Annotated in this window: 18 protein-coding genes and 1 pseudogene; 5 read left to right on the top strand and 14 right to left on the bottom strand. The window is 36.1% G+C overall.

Going from position 1 to position 17065, the window contains the following annotated elements:
- Positions 1 to 163 precede the first annotated feature (163 nt).
- Positions 164 to 1357: an ATP-binding protein gene (locus AC4BBX_RS06270; protein ID WP_490455581.1), complete on the bottom strand. Its 1194-nt coding sequence runs from the start codon at positions 1355 to 1357 to the stop codon at positions 164 to 166.
- 441 nt (positions 1358 to 1798) lie between these two features.
- Here AC4BBX_RS06270 and AC4BBX_RS06275 point away from each other — a divergent pair.
- A pseudogene (locus AC4BBX_RS06275) lies at positions 1799 to 2022 on the top strand (site-specific integrase); the annotation flags it as partial.
- Positions 2023 to 2118: 96 nt separating this feature from the next.
- On the opposite strand, the gene sufB reads toward AC4BBX_RS06275, so the two are convergent.
- From sufB to sufC, 5 genes are read right to left on the bottom strand one after another with little or no spacing between them, the layout of a single operon-like run.
- Positions 2119 to 3510 carry a Fe-S cluster assembly protein SufB gene (gene sufB / locus AC4BBX_RS06280; RefSeq protein ID WP_490455582.1) on the bottom strand — a complete coding sequence of 464 codons (1392 nt, stop codon included), beginning with the start codon at positions 3508 to 3510 and terminating at the stop codon, positions 2119 to 2121.
- Positions 3511 to 3523: 13 nt separating this feature from the next.
- Complete coding sequence (gene sufU, locus AC4BBX_RS06285) at positions 3524 to 3997, bottom strand: Fe-S cluster assembly sulfur transfer protein SufU (RefSeq protein ID WP_490455583.1); 474 nt, start codon at positions 3995 to 3997, stop codon at positions 3524 to 3526.
- Entirely contained in the window at positions 3984 to 5219 is a 1236-nt protein-coding gene (locus tag AC4BBX_RS06290) for a cysteine desulfurase (protein ID WP_490455584.1), read from the bottom strand. Before AC4BBX_RS06290 ends, sufU begins: the two co-directional genes overlap by 14 nt.
- Positions 5216 to 6514, bottom strand: a complete 1299-nt coding sequence (gene sufD / locus AC4BBX_RS06295; protein ID WP_490455585.1) for a Fe-S cluster assembly protein SufD — start codon at positions 6512 to 6514, stop codon at positions 5216 to 5218. The genes AC4BBX_RS06290 and sufD overlap by 4 nt, the downstream gene beginning before the upstream one ends.
- 15 nt (positions 6515 to 6529) lie before the next feature.
- Positions 6530 to 7303, bottom strand: coding sequence for a Fe-S cluster assembly ATPase SufC (gene sufC / locus AC4BBX_RS06300; RefSeq protein WP_490455586.1), 774 nt, complete (start codon positions 7301 to 7303; stop codon positions 6530 to 6532).
- A gap of 168 nt (positions 7304 to 7471) precedes the next feature.
- Here sufC and AC4BBX_RS06305 point away from each other — a divergent pair, with 168 nt between their 5' ends.
- A complete protein-coding gene (locus tag AC4BBX_RS06305; RefSeq protein ID WP_490455587.1) occupies positions 7472 to 7927 on the top strand; it encodes a GNAT family N-acetyltransferase in 456 nt (151 codons plus the stop codon).
- A 53-nt stretch (positions 7928 to 7980) separates the two neighbouring features.
- Positions 7981 to 8454, top strand: coding sequence for a GNAT family N-acetyltransferase (locus AC4BBX_RS06310; protein WP_490455588.1), 474 nt, complete (start codon positions 7981 to 7983; stop codon positions 8452 to 8454).
- 160 nt (positions 8455 to 8614) lie between these two features.
- Here AC4BBX_RS06310 and AC4BBX_RS06315 read toward each other — a convergent pair whose 3' ends face one another.
- The 6 genes from AC4BBX_RS06315 to AC4BBX_RS06340 form a co-directional block, all read right to left on the bottom strand.
- Positions 8615 to 9145: an HdeD family acid-resistance protein gene (locus AC4BBX_RS06315; protein ID WP_490455589.1), complete on the bottom strand. Its 531-nt coding sequence runs from the start codon at positions 9143 to 9145 to the stop codon at positions 8615 to 8617.
- Positions 9146 to 9272: 127 nt separating this feature from the next.
- Positions 9273 to 9815 carry a GNAT family N-acetyltransferase gene (locus AC4BBX_RS06320; RefSeq protein ID WP_490455590.1) on the bottom strand — a complete coding sequence of 181 codons (543 nt, stop codon included), beginning with the start codon at positions 9813 to 9815 and terminating at the stop codon, positions 9273 to 9275.
- Positions 9816 to 9931: 116 nt separating this feature from the next.
- The gene (locus tag AC4BBX_RS06325; RefSeq protein ID WP_490455591.1) at positions 9932 to 10336 is read right to left on the bottom strand and encodes a zinc ribbon domain-containing protein; all 405 of its coding nucleotides are present in this window, start codon (positions 10334 to 10336) and stop codon (positions 9932 to 9934) included.
- 258 nt (positions 10337 to 10594) lie between these two features.
- A complete protein-coding gene (pnp, locus tag AC4BBX_RS06330) occupies positions 10595 to 12715 on the bottom strand; it encodes a polyribonucleotide nucleotidyltransferase (protein ID WP_490455592.1) in 2121 nt (706 codons plus the stop codon).
- Positions 12716 to 13214: 499 nt separating this feature from the next.
- Complete coding sequence (gene rpsO, locus AC4BBX_RS06335; RefSeq protein WP_016174218.1) at positions 13215 to 13484, bottom strand: 30S ribosomal protein S15; 270 nt, start codon at positions 13482 to 13484, stop codon at positions 13215 to 13217.
- 196 nt (positions 13485 to 13680) lie between these two features.
- On the bottom strand, positions 13681 to 14112 hold the full coding sequence (locus AC4BBX_RS06340) for a VOC family protein (protein WP_490455593.1): 432 nt from the start codon (positions 14110 to 14112) through the stop codon (positions 13681 to 13683).
- Between the two features lie 158 nt (positions 14113 to 14270).
- On the opposite strand from AC4BBX_RS06340, the gene AC4BBX_RS06345 reads away from it, so the two are divergent.
- Positions 14271 to 14564, top strand: coding sequence for a rhodanese-like domain-containing protein (locus AC4BBX_RS06345; protein ID WP_490455594.1), 294 nt, complete (start codon positions 14271 to 14273; stop codon positions 14562 to 14564).
- A gap of 191 nt (positions 14565 to 14755) precedes the next feature.
- Positions 14756 to 15376, top strand: a complete 621-nt coding sequence (locus AC4BBX_RS06350; RefSeq protein ID WP_490455595.1) for an NAD(P)H-dependent oxidoreductase — start codon at positions 14756 to 14758, stop codon at positions 15374 to 15376.
- 38 nt (positions 15377 to 15414) lie between these two features.
- On the opposite strand, the gene AC4BBX_RS06355 is transcribed toward AC4BBX_RS06350, so the two are convergent.
- Together AC4BBX_RS06355 and AC4BBX_RS06360 are read right to left on the bottom strand one after the other, a co-directional pair.
- On the bottom strand, positions 15415 to 16626 hold the full coding sequence (locus tag AC4BBX_RS06355; protein ID WP_490455596.1) for an AI-2E family transporter: 1212 nt from the start codon (positions 16624 to 16626) through the stop codon (positions 15415 to 15417).
- Positions 16627 to 16635: 9 nt separating this feature from the next.
- Positions 16636 to 16989, bottom strand: a complete 354-nt coding sequence (locus AC4BBX_RS06360; RefSeq protein WP_490455597.1) for a PTS glucitol/sorbitol transporter subunit IIA — start codon at positions 16987 to 16989, stop codon at positions 16636 to 16638.
- Between the last annotated feature and the right edge of the window lie 76 nt (positions 16990 to 17065).

The raw sequence follows: 17065 nt of genomic DNA on the forward strand, positions 1-17065 counted from the left end.
AAGAAAAACTAGTGCTGTGAAACAATAAAGGTTTCATGTAATACTAGTAAAAAAAACTAATACAAAAGAAAGACGTTTTCATGCATAACAACCTTCAAATGTTAGATTTTTAATCTATATTTGAAGATTACTATGACAATGAACGTCTTCTTTGATTACAACTCTACTTTTCTAATAACCAATCAGCGATATAAACAATCGGTATACCATCAATTTGTTCAATATCATGATATTTTCCAGTGACAACTATTTTTTTATAGTTATCTTTTATGTGCAATAGGTTATCTGTTTCATGAGAATTATTTGGTAGCTCATATGTTACTTGAACATAGAGAGTTTCATCTAGTCTTCTTGCAACAAAGTCTATTTCTTTAGTATCAAGTTTCCCGACATCAACAGTATAACCTCTTCTAAGTAATTCTATATAGACAATATTTTCTAGTCGGTTGCTGTAATTACCATCTTTTCTGCCGACTGCATTTCGTCGTAACCCTGTATCTACAATGAAATATTTTCCATTTGTTCTCAAATATTCTCGTCCACGAATATCATATTGTTTTGTTCGATAAAACAAATAGCCGCTTTCAAGTAAATCTAGATATCGATTAACCGTGTGATTAGTGGTTTCAATTCCTTCATTTTTTAAAGTATTTACAATTTTTGATGTATTGACTAATTGACCAACATTATCTGCTAGAAAGCTAATAATTGATTTTAAAGCTGTCGGATCTTTTATGCCAGATCTCAAGGCGACATCATTTAAAACAATTGTATCAAAAATACCTGACAGTATTGTGTCTTTAATTGATTCTTCTGCAATCGTGACACTTGGGAAACCACCATACTTTTCATATTCATCATAAGCTATATCTACTTTTCGTGAATTTAATTCAATTCCTTTAACATATAAAAATTCTTGAAAGGAAAATGGATAGATTGGAATCTCTATATAACGCCCGCTTAATAGAGTTGCCAATTCTCCTGAGAGCATATTCGCATTAGAACCTGTAATAACAATATCACTATCAAAACTAACTCTAATTCCATTGATAACACGTTGCCAACCTTCAACTACTTGGATTTCATCAAATAACAAATAGATCTTTTTTGTGTCTTTAGGAAGTAATTCATTTAACTTTTCACGAAATTTTTCTTCTGTTGTAATCGCCTGATATTCAAAACTTTCAAAGTTCATATAAATAATATGATCGTCTGGTACACCTTCTTTTATTAAATGTTCTTGAAAGAGCATTAGAAGAACTGACTTACCTGAACGCCGAACGCCTGTAATAACTTTAATAAAGTCAGTATCTTTAAATTTTATTAATTGATTGAGATATACTGGTCTTTCAAACATATTATTACCTCCTATGATCAAACTTCAATTTATGTTATATTCTACCATTTTTTGAAGTTAACTTCAAAAAATAATCAAAACATACTAAATATGTAGTCATCTAAATTTAAAAATAAATAGATTACTAAAAACATATGCTTTTACCTTATAAAATTCCTTTTTAAATCCCCATCACTCACCTTTCAAACCACCGTGCATCAGCAGAACTGTAATTGTATATAGTAGTTTTGGCTGATATAATTTAATGCTAAATTGCAATATCAAGTGCATAAAAATAATCAAAAATCTTTGTAGAATAGGAAATACTCAAAAATGTACTATTATCAAGAGATACAAGCCCTTAAACGTATTTACATGGCTTTTTTTCTTTTTTTCGTACGCACTTCATTTTACAACTTATCCTCAGTTTTCAATTGATAAGTGGCTCACTTTTGAATTAACAAATACATGATAATGTATGGGTACCATACCAATTCATCTGAACAGTTTGATTTTACCACTAAGGATTATAATTTATATTACCCTCAGGCTGTAAATGACTGGCTAAATTGGATTTACAAATTACCCCTCATAGATTTAGACATACCCATTGTAGTTTGCTATTTGAAATTGGTGCTTCTATCAAAGAAACTGGGGATCGATTTGCTAAATTCATGGGAATGTAACTCAAACGTACCCAAAAGCGTATCCAAAACAATTTTAGACAAAAAGAAAAAGCTCAAAACGCTGATTTAACAACGTTTTGAGCTTAAATATTATTACTAGCCCACTGACCCTTCCATCTCATACGAAATCAAACGGTTCAACTCAACCGCATATTCCATTGGAAGTTCTTTTGTAAATGGTTCGACAAATCCCATAACGATCATTTCCGTTGCTTCGCCTTCTGAAAGTCCACGACTCATTAGGTAATACAACTGTTCTTCTGAGATTTTTGATACTTTGGCCTCGTGCTCTAAAGCTACTTGGCTGTTGTGGATTTCATTGAATGGAATGGTGTCTGATTTAGACTGATCATCCATAATGATGGTGTCACATTCGATATGAGAGATAGAGCCTTGGCTCTTCTTGCCGAATGTTACTTGTCCACGATAGTTCACTTCACCGCCGTCTTTGGCGATAGATTTTGAAACGATTGAACTTGAAGTGTTTGGTGCGTTGTGAATCATTTTTGCACCGGTATCTTGAATTTGATTGGCACCAGCAAAGGCAATTGAAAGCATTGTTCCACGAGCACCTTGTCCATCAAGATAGACACTTGGGTATTTCATCGTTGTTTTGGCACCTAAGTTCCCATCAATCCATTCAACGGTTGCACCTTCTAATGCTTTGGCACGTTTTGTTACTAAGTTATACACGTTATCTGACCAGTTTTGAATAGTTGTGTAACGGCAATACGCGTCTTTTAGTGTAAAGATCTCAACAATCGCCGCATGTAAACTGTTACTTGTATACGTTGGGGCAGTACAGCCTTCTACGTAATGAACACTTGCGCCTTCGTCTACTACGATTAAAGTACGTTCAAATTGTCCTGTATTTTCTGCATTGATACGGAAGTATGTTTGCAAGGGAACGTCTACACGAACCCCTTTTGGTACATAGATAAAGGTTCCACCTGACCATACGGCTGAGTTTAAAGCAGCTAATTTGTTGTCAGTTGGTGGGACTAATTTAGAGAAGTATTGTTTGAAAATTTCTGGATATTCTTTTAACGCAGAATCTGTGTCAGTAAAGATGATTCCTAGTTTTTCAAATTCTTCTTTCATGTTGTGATAAACCACTTCTGATTCATATTGGGCAGAAGCGCCGGCTAGATAAGCACGTTCGGCTTCTGGAATTCCGATACGTTCAAAAGTTTCTTTGATTTTTTCAGGTACGTCATCCCAATCACGAGCTGGGCGATCACTAGGTTTTTGATAATATTTAATAGCATCAAAATCAATATCCGATAAATCAGGTCCCCATTTTTGCATGGGCATTTTATGGAAAGCTTCTAATGATTTCAAACGGAATTCTAGCATCCATTCTGGTTCTTCTTTCACTCGTGAGATTTCACGGACGATTTCTTCAGTTAGACCTTCTCCGGTACTAAAGACTGGCTCCACATCATCATGGAAACCATATTTATATTCTTCTAATTCAGGTACTCCCATGTTTTCTCGCTCCTTATTCTTCATGTTTTATAAAGCCACTTTCGCCAACACCTGTTTCAGGGTTGTCGACGGCTTTTTCTAATGCTTTCCAAGCTAAGGTTGCACATTTGATTCGAGCTGGAAATTTGGCTACACCACCAAGCATGGCAGCATCACCAAGTTTATCTAATTCTGCTACGTCGTTTCCTTGGACTAATTGTGAGAAGCTTTCGGATAATTCTAAAGCTTCTTCAAGGGTTTTGCCTAGCACAGCTTCAGTCATCATTGACGCGCTAGCTGTACTGATGGAACAACCGTGTCCAGAAAAAGCGATATCTTGAATCACACCGTTTTCAGTGTCTAATTCTAAATGAATCACATCGCCACAGGTTGGATTGTTTAATTCAATCCGTTGATTGGATTTCTCCAATGTTCCATGGTGATGAGGATGACTGGAGTGATCCAAAATTACTTGACGGTATAAATTATCTAATCTAGATAGTGCCATAATTGAAAAACTCCTTTGTCGCTTTGATGGCTTCGACTAATCGGTCGGCATCTTCTTTGGTATTGTAAAAATAGAAACTAGCTCTGGCAGTTGCAGGAACGTCTAAATAAGTTAATAGTGGTTGAGCACAATGATGACCTGCTCGGACAGCAACGCCTTCCATGTCTAAGGCTGTCGCCACGTCATGGGGATGAATGTTATCCAAATTAAAGGCAATCACTCCTGTATGTTTGGCAGGATCTTGTGGACCATAAATGGTCAAACCTTCGATAGCCTGTAATTGAGGCATCACGTATTCAACTAAACTTGCTTCATAGTCGTGAATCTCTTGTAAACCAAGATTTTTCAAGTAATCTACCGCAGCTCCTAAAGCAATGGCATCTGCAATATTTGGTGTACCTGCTTCAAATTTCCAAGGTAATTCTTTCCAAGTACTTTCTTGCAAGTAGACGAAATCAATCATTTCGCCACCAAATTCGACAGGTTCCATTTGTTCCAACCAATGACGTTTGCCATATAAAATACCAATACCAGTTGGTCCGCACATTTTGTGTCCGCTAAAAGCATAAAAATCAACATTTAATTCTTGTACATTGACGGGCATATGAGGAACAGCTTGGGCACCATCCACCATGATAACTGCATCATGGGCATGGGCTAGTGCTGTTAGTTCTTCAATTGGATTGATCACGCCCAATACATTAGACGCATGAGTAATCGAAACAATTGCTGTCTTGTCTGTAATTTGACGTTTGGCATCTTCCATATCCAAAAAACCTTCTGGTGTTAATGCAATATATTTTAACTTCGCCTTTTTACGAGCGGCTAGTTGTTGCCATGGAATAATATTTGAATGGTGTTCCATGTAGGAAATGACAATCTCATCGCCTTCTTGAACAAAGGCATCCCCAAAACTTCTTGAAACCCAATTTAACCCAGTCGTTGTCCCTCTAGTGAACAATACTTCTGCAGTTTCTTTCGCATGAATAAAGCGACGAACTTTCTCACGAGCACCTTCATAGTCATGGGTTGCTCGTTCAGCCAAAGTGTGCACCCCTCGATGGACATTGGCATTATTTAAATGATAGTAGTCCGTTAAAGTATTCAAGACAGCTTCAGGCTTTTGTGTCGTTGCGGCATTGTCCAAATAAACTAAAGGTTCATCATTGACAATTTGATTCAAAATCGGAAATTCTTTTCGAAGTTCTTGGGCATTGATCATGCGTTCAACTTCCCTTCAATAACATCCACTAATTCTTTTTGTACTTCTTTAACAGGAATCGCTGTTAAAACAGAACCTAGGAAGCCACGAATAACCAAACGTTCTGCATCTTCTTTACGAAGACCACGACTCATTAAGTAATACATTTCTTCTGGATCAACACGACCGACACTGGCTGCATGTCCTGCAGTTACTTCGTTTTCGTCAATCAATAAAATCGGGTTGGCATCGCCACGAGCTTTGTCAGAAAGCATTAGAACACGACTTTCTTGTTGAGCATCTGCTCCCTTAGCTCCTTTAAGAATATGACCAATTCCATTGAAAGTTAAGGTTCCACGTTCGCGAATTACCCCATGTTGTAGGATATGTCCGATTGAATGTGGTGCTTTATTTGTTACACGAGTATCAATCGCTTGCGTTTGACGACCCGCACTAATAGCAACGACTTTAATTTCTGAATGAGAGCCTTCGCCAACTAAATCAGAATCGAAATCTGCGACGATATTTCCATCATTCATGACACCTAATGCCCAATCAACAGATGCATCACGCATGATGTAGCCACGACGGTTCATGTAAGTCGATAAGTTAACACCTAGTTGGTCAATCGCTGAATATTTAACTTTTGATCCCGCTTTGGCAATAACTTCCACGACAATATTTCCTGAAAGTTTTTCTGCTGACTGATCTTCTGTCGTGATAAAACGTTCTAAATAGCTGAATTCACTGTGTTCATCAGCAACGATTAATACGTGTTTGTAAAAATGTGCTGTTGAAGCGCCATTATGATAAAACATCGCTTCGATTGGTTGTTCAATGACCACATTTTTAGGTACATATAAAAACATCCCACTATTCATAAAGGCTGCATGAGCGGCAGTCATTTTATCTTCATCCATTGGTACAGCTTTAGTCATGTAGTATTCTTGAACTAATTCAGGATACTCTTTCATCGCTGTAAATAAATCCGTAAAGATAACACCTTGATCGATTAAACCTTGCGGTAATTGCTCAAAACCAGTTGTATTGTTATATTGCACAAGAACTGGATTGTCTTTCATCTCATCAAAGCTTGGTAAAATCACACCACCGAATGATTCGTTTCCTTGCAAAGCTTCTTCGTCAATATTAAATAATGGCCAGCGTTCATATTTCACACGTTCAATCACTGGGAATGGTAACTCTTCTACTTTTTCTAACGCAGCTTGACGCAATTCAAGCATCCAAGCAGGCTCTTCCTGTAGTGCTGAAAAAACGTTGACTGCGTCAAGATAGTCTTTCAAGTTGTTTTTCATGAATCTTGACCCTCCTTACGCTTCTTCTTCTTTGTAATCAATTCCTAATTCTTTACTGATTCCAGCATATCCTTCTGCTTCTAAACGTTTAGCTAAATCAGCATTTCCTGTTAATACGACACGGCCTTCCATCATAATGTGGACTACATCTGGTGTGATATAGTTCAATAGACGTTGGTAGTGAGTAATGATTAAGGCACCAAAGCCTTCGCCACGCATTTCGTTTACGCCTTTTGCAACAACTTTTAACGCATCGATATCTAAACCAGAATCGATTTCATCTAAAATAGCAAATGTTGGTTCTAACATTAATAATTGTAAAATTTCATTACGTTTCTTTTCCCCACCAGAGAAACCTTCATTTAAATAGCGTTCAGCCATTTCTTCGGGCATGTTTAATAAATCCATTTTTGAATCTAATTTTTTGATGAAGTCCATTACTGAAATTTTGTCATCTTCGTCACGTTTAGCATTGATTGCGGCACGCATAAATTCAGCATTCGTGATTCCTGGGATTTCACTTGGGTATTGCATCGCTAAAAATAGACCCAAACGCGCGCGTTCATCTACTTCCATTTCTAAAACATTCTCCCCATCAAATAAAACTTCGCCTTCTGTTACCTCGAAGTTAGGATTTCCCATAATCGCTGCAGACAAGGTTGATTTCCCTGTTCCGTTAGGTCCCATGATGGCATGAACTTCACCTGTATTAAGTGTTAAATTGACACCTTTTAAGATTTTTTTATCTTCAATTGAAACATGTAAGTTTTTGATTTCTAAAACAGACATTCCGTTCCCTCCAAATTCTTTATTTATTCTTATCTATTGTAGACTAATTGAGAATGAAGTTCAAATACTGAAACTGGATATTGAACTTTTTGTTAAATAAAGGGCGAATCGTTTCAAGCTTTCGTTTCATTTGTTATACTATAATAAAACGAAGGAGTGAATATTTTTATGAGATATGAATTGAAACCGATTACTAAATCAAACTGGAAAGCAGTTGTATCATTGGAAGTCGCTCCAAGTCAGCAGAATTTAATTATTCCAAATGCCCATTCATTAGTGGAAGCAACCTATGATTCTGAGAAAAAATGGTCACCCCTGGCTCTTTACGTGGATAATAAGTTGGTCGGATTTGCGATGATTGGTGGAGAAAATACAGCCGAGAGCTCTATTACTTTTGACCGTTTTATGATTGATCAGCATTTCCAACATCAAGGTTATGGTCACGCTTTATTTAGAGCAATTCTAAATTACTTAAAGGATCATTACCGAAAAGTTGAAACAATTTATATTCCTGTCCACAAAGATAATTTACAAGCAATTCCATTTTATGAATCTTTCCATTTTGAACAGGTTAAAGATGGTGTAGATACTGTCAAAATGAAAGGTACGATTACTCGGGAATAGTTTCTTTTTAAGCTCCTTCTTTGTTATACTAATCGAAAGGAGTGAGCTTTTTCATGAGATACGAATTAAAACCCATCACTCAAGAAAACTGGCGAGCGGCGATAGCTCTAGAGGTTGCTTCCGACCAAAAACATCTAATCGAAACACCGGCAGAATGCTTATTGGAAGCTGTTTACGATCGTCATTTAGGTTGGACACCTCTTGGTTTGTATGTCAATCAAACCATGGTGGGCTTTGCCATGATTGGTGCAGAACACTTGGAAGAAAGATACATGTGGCTAGATCGTTTTCTAATTGATTACCATCACCAACACAAAGGGTACGGACGAGCATTGTTTGCTTGCCTGCTTGATTTTCTCAAAAATCACTATCCTCATATGGATATAATCTACCTAAGTGCAGTGGAAGAAAATGAAAAAATCATTCCCTTCTATCAGTCATTTGGATTTGTGGATTTTGGTGAACGAGATCCCAATGGCGAAATCATCATGTATTTAAAATTTGATAGAGAAAGCGCACAGAAGTAATTTTCTGATGCGCTTTTTTTCTGGTTTGATTGGAAAGTTTTTGTAATCTGAGATCATCTACCGTTTGAGTTTTCCTATTTTTCGAACAGTGGAAGAAAGTTACTAACTTAAACAAAAAAATCTGCGCTCCTATAAAAAGAAACGCAGATTTTTTGTTTGATTAATTTGAAAAAGCTCCTACGATATAAATGATACCATTCATTAATAAGTAAAAACCGACTAAGAATGAAATGGTCATTAATGACACGATTGGATCAAAGAATAAAGAGAATCCAACAAAAATTCCGATGATATTTACAATCATTGAAAACCAATAAAGAGGTACGCTGACTGCACGTGTTGGGCCTAATAAGAATAAATTACGAACAGAATCCATGATAAACCATAAAGCAAACACATACGCTAAGGCAATAATTCCTTCGTCTAAACGGAATAATAAAATAATCCCTACTAAGATTTCAGCAATTGCCAAGACTAAAAATCCTGTTGAACGATAGCCTGTAAATTCTTTGATTTTTGAACGAACAAATAAACTATAAATCCCATTAACAATTGCAGTGACTGTAAAATAAATAACAATGGCAACTAGACTTGTACCTGGATTTTGGAAAGTCACTAGAGAAACTAAGACAAATAAAATCCCAACTAGTAAGCTCATCCAATTAAAACTTCTTCTATCTTCAAACATCATTCATCATCCTTTAATAACATTTTTTTCATTGAATAGTGTACTCCTCAAGTAAAATTTTCGTCAAACGATAACTCAAAAAATAAGATCAGATAGTAAAAACCTAACTGATCTTTCATTTTTTATCATTTTAGTTTATCAGAGCTTGCCATTCTTGTCGTAGCACACCATATTTGACTGAATCGTAGTATTGTCCTTGCCAAAAACGAACTTTGCGAATCTGAGCTTCTTTAGTCATACCAATTTTTTCGCCTAATTTTTGCATGCCGTTATTTCCTGACCAAGTAGTGTAGCCTACTCTTTGAATATGAGGATACAAACTAAATAATTCTGTAATCCACTCTTTCACTGTGTAACTACCAATTCCCTTACTCCATAACGTTGCATCATAAATGGTAATTCCAAACTCTAACCATTGCTGCAAATCGCCATCTTCCCAATGAGCGGTTAATATTCCAACAATTTTGTCATTAAAACAAATAATTTTGCGTTGCGGATTATCGATACTAGATTTACCCCAACCTGTTGCAAATGATTCCCAATCCAAAATTGGATTTCTGAAATAAGGTCCGTCCCATTTTTTCCATTCTAAATCAGCATCGGGGCCAAAAGCGATTTCCCACCATGCTTGTAAATCAGTTTCTTTAATTGTTCGAATAGCTATTTTTTTCATAAATCCTCCAGTTAGTGACAGTGCCACTCCTTGTCAGTGAACTGTGCATGATTGATTGCGGATAGATTTGTTTTTCTCATCTGACTCAACTACTTTCCGAATGCAGTGTATCAGAGCTAAACTTTTTTCACAAATTGATGTTGGCATTTTGAACAAGTAACTTTAATTTTGCCTTTTCCTCTAGGTGCCCGTAGTTGTTGTTTACATTCAGGACAACGGAAATAAACAGATTCTTTGCGATTTTTAAAAGCTTCTTTCTGATTATTAAAGCGACGAAATACTTTATTTTGGATTGCTAGATATTTTTGATTTTCATTTGAACGAACATAGATTTTTTTCGAAAAATAACGATAGTAGGCAATAATAATCAATAAGTATGCTCCCCAGCTCAAAGCACTTAGGGGAATCACTACTAAAATGATAGCTAAAATCATCATCATCCGATTGAGTGAATCAAAATAACCATAGCGTCCTTTCATGAATTTTGCTAATTTTAGTCGCCAATTTTGTGTTTGTTTCATGTAGTTTCTCCTCGTATTTGTATTAATATATTAAAACTTCTGTAAAGTGAAATTTAAGTCTGATTGAAATGCCGTATACCATTCCACTAATTTAAAGTTCCTTGTGCTACTTCGTTTGAGAGTAATTAAATTTTCAAAAAATGAAAATTTAAATTCTATTCTCATCACGCATACCATCCTACTAGCTCGGTGTTCAGTATGACTGGCAAAAAAATCTGCGAGAAAATGAATCTCCCCGCAGATTGTTTAGTCATTTATTTATTTTGATTCTATTGTTTCGTCAGCTAGTAATGCTTTTCTTGAAAGATTTACACGGCCTTGTTTGTCGATTTCAGTGACTTTCACTAGAATTTCGTCGCCTAATTTCACAACGTCTTCTACTTTATTCACGCGTTCGTTTGCTAATTGAGAAATATGAACTAAGCCATCTTTTCCTTTAATTAGGTTTACGAAACAACCGAATTTTTCAATACGAACAACTTTCCCTAAATACACTTCGCCAACTTGGATTTCTTTTGTTAAATCTTCAATAATCTTGATGGCTTTTTTAATCATATCTGCATCAGCAGAAGCGATTGATACATTACCATCTTGATCGATATCAATTTTAACGCCTGTTTCATCAATGATACCGTTAATAGTGTCGCCACCTTTACCGATAACGTCTTTGATTTTAGCAGGATCAATTTTGATCATTTCAATCTTCGGTGCATATTGACTCAACTCTTCACGAGGTTCAGCAATCGTAGTAGTTAATTCTTCAAGAATTTCCATACGAGCTTGTTTCGCTTGAGCTAATGCTTCACGCAAGATTTGTTCTGTAATACCTTGGATTTTGATATCCATTTGTAGAGCAGTAATTCCGTCTTTTGTACCCGCAACTTTAAAGTCCATGTCGCCTAAGTGATCTTCTAAACCTTGAATATCTGTCAAGATTGTATAGTTTTCACCATCAGAAACAAGTCCCATTGCGATACCGGCAACTGGTGCTTTGATTGGTACACCGGCATCCATTAAAGCCAATGTTCCCGCACAGATACTTGCTTGAGAAGAAGAACCGTTTGATTCTAATACTTCTGCTACTAAACGAATAGTGTAAGGGAAGGTTTCTTCATTTGGAATAACTTGTGCCAAAGCACGTTCACCCAATGCTCCGTGTCCAATTTCACGACGACCTGGAGATCCAGCACGTCCTGTTGAACCAACAGAAAATTGTGGGAAATTATAGTGATGGATGAAACGTTTTGAATCTTCCACACCTAAACCGTCAATAATTTGATGTTCCCCGAGTGGTGCTAACGTACAAACTGATAATGCTTGCGTTTGTCCACGAGTGAATAAACCAGAACCGTGTACACGAGGCAACAAACCAACTTCTGAAGCCAATGAACGGATTTCATCTAATTTACGACCATCAGGACGGATTTTATCAATTGTAATCAATTCGCGAACGACATCTTTTTCAAGATCTTCAGCGATTTGTTTTACTTCTTTCTTTAATTGAGCCGCTTCGTCAGCTTCTAATTCAGCTGCTTTTTCTGCGTATACTTCTTTAACTAAGTCTTTTACTTTATCAATCTCGTCTTCACGAGCTAATTTTTCTTCAGTTAAAACGGCTGTTTTCATTGTTTGATAGTAAGCGTCGAAGATTTCTTTTTTCAAATCTTCCGCTACTTGTAACAATTTCACTTCCATTTTTTCTTTGCCGACTGCTGCAACGATTTCTTCTTGGAAAGCAACAAGTTCTTTGATTGCTTCATGACCGAATAATAACGCGCCTAACATATCTGCTTCAGAAACTTCTTTGGCACCAGACTCAACCATGTTGATGGCATCTTTTGTACCTGCAACAGTTAATTCGATATCAGTTGCTGCATGTTGTTCAACTGTTGGGTTTAATACGTATTCACCATTTACACGGCCAACGTCTACCCCTGCAATTGGTCCGTCAAATGGGATATCTGAAATAGATAATGCCAATGAAGAACCTAACATTGCTGCCATTGATGGAGAGCAATCTTGTTCCACACTCATCACAACGTTAGTTACTTGAACTTCATTACGGAAGCCTTCCGCAAACATTGGACGAATTGGACGGTCGATTAAACGTGCAGTTAATGTTGCATCCGTACTTGGACGACCTTCACGTTTGATGAAGCCTCCTGGGATTTTACCTACTGCATACATTTTTTCTTCATAATTGATTGTTAATGGGAAAAAGTCAGTATCTTTTGCTTCTTTAGAGGCAACTGCCGCACTTAAGACAACAGTATCGCCATAGCGTACTAAAACAGCACCATTGGCTTGTTTCGCTAATTGTCCAACTTCAACTTGTAGAGGACGTCCGCCCCAAGTTGTTTCAAAAACTTTCTTAGTCATATGATCTCCTTTTCTACTGTGAGTCAAGGCTGCTACTAAACAAATGAAAACATTGAAGGATTCACTGCTTTCATTTGGTTAGTAGTAAGCCAAGCCAGCATTCACAGTATTTCTTTTTTTGTTTTTTTCAAATTCATGTGTTGCTTTTCCTAAATCATGGTATTCAACATCAGTTTTAACCGTATTTCATCCCGCTAATCACTGTGTTTCGGTACGAAGGTAACTACTCTCGCAAAGACCGCTCGACTAGTATTGTTCATCATCTTCTCTCAGCTCCCACTGGTCGCTGAATCGTAGTGATTCGAACTTTAGTAACTACGCTCCCTTTGGTCGCCTAGTACTGTTCAACACTCCACTTCGTTTCGATCTCATCAAGCTCTAGGCGGTAAACCGCCAAGGTCTTGAAGGATCAGCTCTCATTCTCCCTGCGGTCGATGAATCACTGTGTTTCACAGCAAAAAAGTGAGATTCGGTTGAACCTCACTTTTCTCATGAATGATTAACGACGTAATCCTAAAGCTTTGATCAATTCGCGGTAGCGTGCTACGTCTTTGTTACGTAGGTATGCTAACAAGTTACGACGGTGACCAACTTTTTTCATCAAACCACGGTATGAATGGTGATCTTTTTTATGTTCACGGATGTGAGCATTCAAAGTATTGATATCTTCAGTTAGTACAGCGATTTGTACTTCTGGAGAACCAGTATCTCCTTCATGACGAGCAAATTGATTGATGATTTCGTTTTTACGTTCTTTTGAAATTGCCATGTTTTCCACCTCTTTCTAAAAATTCCCCTGTTACTGAGTAAAACGTTGGTGATTCGTTAAACCAAGCAATAGGTCGTGTTTTACACACAGCTATACTTTACTTTATTCTTCAGGAAAAAGCAAGTTTCTTTATTTAACAATTTATTTCTTTTCAAAAAAAACTTATGAATTGCAGACGATTTTACATAGGTACACTTCACTCAATAATCAACATATCATTTTCATCAAATACCCAAGTATCTCCATAAGCAACTTCCCAATAGTAACCATCTAGATCTTGGAAGTATCCACTATAACCACCCCAATCAGTGGGTTCCGGTTCTTTAACGATCACTCCTCCAATTTCACGAACTTTGGCAAATAATTCATCCACTTCTGTTTTTGACTTCATATTGCAAGCTAATGTTATTCCAGAAAAGTATGTTTGATTGATCACTGGCGGATTCTTTGTATTAATATCTTTTGCTAAACTCTCTATCGGGTAAAGCTCTAATTTCGTTCCGCAATTATTAAAGAAGACAATAGAAGCTCCTGCTTTTTCCTTAGTTTGAAAACCAAGATTTTTGTAAAACTCAAGAGAATCATCCAAATTTGTAACACCTAAACAAATCAAATGAATACTGTTCACACCAATCACTCCTCATTTTTTCTTTAGCTTATCACAGCTAGGAAAAAAACACAGATTAAGAAACCTTTCATTACTTTCTCATTTTAACGTAAAAAATTTGCAAGTTTTCTGAAAACACCCTAAAATCAGTTTCATTCAAGAAAGAAAAGAGGATTTTTATGAATTCAATGAATATACAAGATTTTCAAATGTTGCAAGCCACTCAGTCTGTTGCTATTTTGGACATCCGTGACAAAGCAGCTTTTAATGAAGGTCACTTTCCAAATTCAACTTCGATGCCACTTACTAGCCTACCAAACCGTCTAAATGAATTAGATAAAAATACAACTTACTATGTTATTAGCCATTCTGGTCGTCGTTCTGACATCATGGCTCAATTTTTAAACAATCATGGTTTTAAAGCCGTTCATATTATTGGTGGAATGAAAGCATTTCGTAAAGAAGCTGCTTAATTTAATTGACTAAAGTCCTAGAAGGTATCTCCTTCAGGGCTTTTTTTATAATAAAATATAAACAAATACATTGAAATCTTTTTTTATTCTTGTATACTAAGTTTTATACAAGTTCACTTACTTTTTCAAAGCATACCTTCAAAAGTAACCTAACTTTGTAAAAATAGATTAGATAAATAAGGAGAGTTTACATGGCAACATTATTAGCTGTTAAGGCACACCCACTTACTAATGAAGCATCAAAATCTATGAAAGTTCTATATGCTTTCTTGGATAGCTACAAAAAAAGTCACCCCGAAGATGAAATCATCACTTTGGATTTATATAAAGAAGATTTTCCTGAAATTGACTATGACATTATGACTGGTTGGAATGAGTTGAAAGCTGGTAAAGATTTCTCTGAGCTATCCGCAGATCAACAACGTAAAATTGTTCGTTTTAACGAGTCTACAGAACAATTTTTAGCAGCAGATAAAGTCGTTATCGCTAATGGCTTATGGAACTTGAACATTCCTACTCGTTTGAAAGCTTGGTTTGATACAATCAACGTTGCTGGGAAAACATTTATGTACACTGAAACAGGTCCCGTACCTTTAACAGAAGGAAAAAAAGCCTTACACATCCAATCAAGTGGCGGTGTTTATGCAGGACAAGATTTCGCCTCTCAATATGTAAAAAGCTTGTTAAACTTTGTAGGAGTTAATGATGTGCAACAAGTATTTATCGAAGGTGCCGATCATCACCCAGAAAAAACGGATGAAATCATCGCTGCTGGTGTAAAACAAGCAGAAGAACTTAGTTTGAATTTTTAAGCAAAAAAATGGCTCCCATCCAATCGGGAGCCGTTTTTTTATTTCTCTTCATCAAAATCTGCTGGTTCAATCAGTTCAACTTCAACAACTTCAGTAACCACAGGTGGCTGATTCTCGTCTTCATATAATTTAGAGCGCTCTTTATACCAATTAAAGATATTTTCAAGAACAACTTTAATTGCTGCATAAGCAGGAACCCCTAAGACCACTCCTGTTAAACCAAACAATTGACCGGCAGTTAATAAGATTACCAAAATAGTCACTGGGTGTACTTTTAATTGATTTCCTAAAACTAAAGGTGAAAGCACTCGTCCTTCAATTGTTTGCTCAATCGTAAAGACGATAGCGATTTTGATTAACAAAGCTGGTCCGCCAACAATTCCTAAGAAAACTACAGGAATCATCGCTAAGAAAGAACCTAGGAAAGGAATTAAATTTAAAAATCCTGCTACAATCCCTAACGTGATAGCATAGTCTAAGTTAATGATTGAGAAACCTACCATAAACATAATCGATACTGCAAAAGCTACAGTTAATTGACCACGAATATAAGAAGAAACTTGGTTATTCATTTCTCCCAAGACTCTTAAGGTTGGTTTACGCATTTTTGTTGGTAATATTTGGACGGCAAAAGGACCTAGGTTTTTACCATCTTTTAATAGATAAAACAAGATAACCGGCATCGTTACAACTGCTACTGTAACTGATGCGACTGCACCAAAGAAATTGCCGATATTTTGGAAGGTTGATTTGGAAACATTTTGGATAATATCGGTCAACCAGTTAATAATTCTTTCTCCAGATGCGGCAAACTGCTCTTGGACTTGGCTAAACATCGGGTCAGAAAAAACATCATTCAACGTTTTATCAACGGCAGCAACGTAGGATGGGAAATTATCCACAAAACTTAGTGTTTGTTCTTGAATTTTAGGAATAATTACCACAATTCCCCATACAATTAAACCTAATACTAGAACGAACAGTCCTAAGATACCAAAAATTCTTTTTACACCTTTTTTCTCAAGATAATCAACAATTGGATTCATCAGATAAAACAAAATTCCTGAAAGAATAATTGGCAATCCGACTACACCTAAAAATTGCCAAACAGGTGTAAATAAATAAGAGACTTTGGTAAAAGCGTTAATAATTAGTAAAATTAAAAGCACGATTAATAATGAGGAAACAACTTGATTGTTTAAGAACCATTTCCAAAACCATGAGCGTTGTTCATTTGTCTTTTTCTCCATTCGATCCACCTAACCTTTATACGTAATTGTCATATTTTTTGTTATTTTTGGTACTACTGAAGGGGTTAAATAAATACTTCCAACTAATTTATCTGTTGGTACATTTGAAAAAACAAAAGAAACATGTTCCATTGTTTGTAAGTTAGTGCTTGCTTGTTTACCTAAATAAGTAATTCGATACTCTTGGTCGTCAAATAAAATTTTATCTCCGACTGTCAACTCCACTTCTTTAGGATTTTCAATTTCTTGAATGATAGAATATGGTCGTAATCCTTCCGTCACACCTTTTCCAAAAAAGATTAAAATATTTTCTTCTTGATCAATGGCTTCTTGCCCAATTTCAATAATTTTTCCTTGTTGCATTCACAGAGCTCCTCTCGACTATTTGTACAAATAAATTATAACACATTCTTCTTTTTAAGGTTGTATGTTAAAATAT

It is taken from the genome of Enterococcus sp. AMC1157, assembly GCF_058216555.1.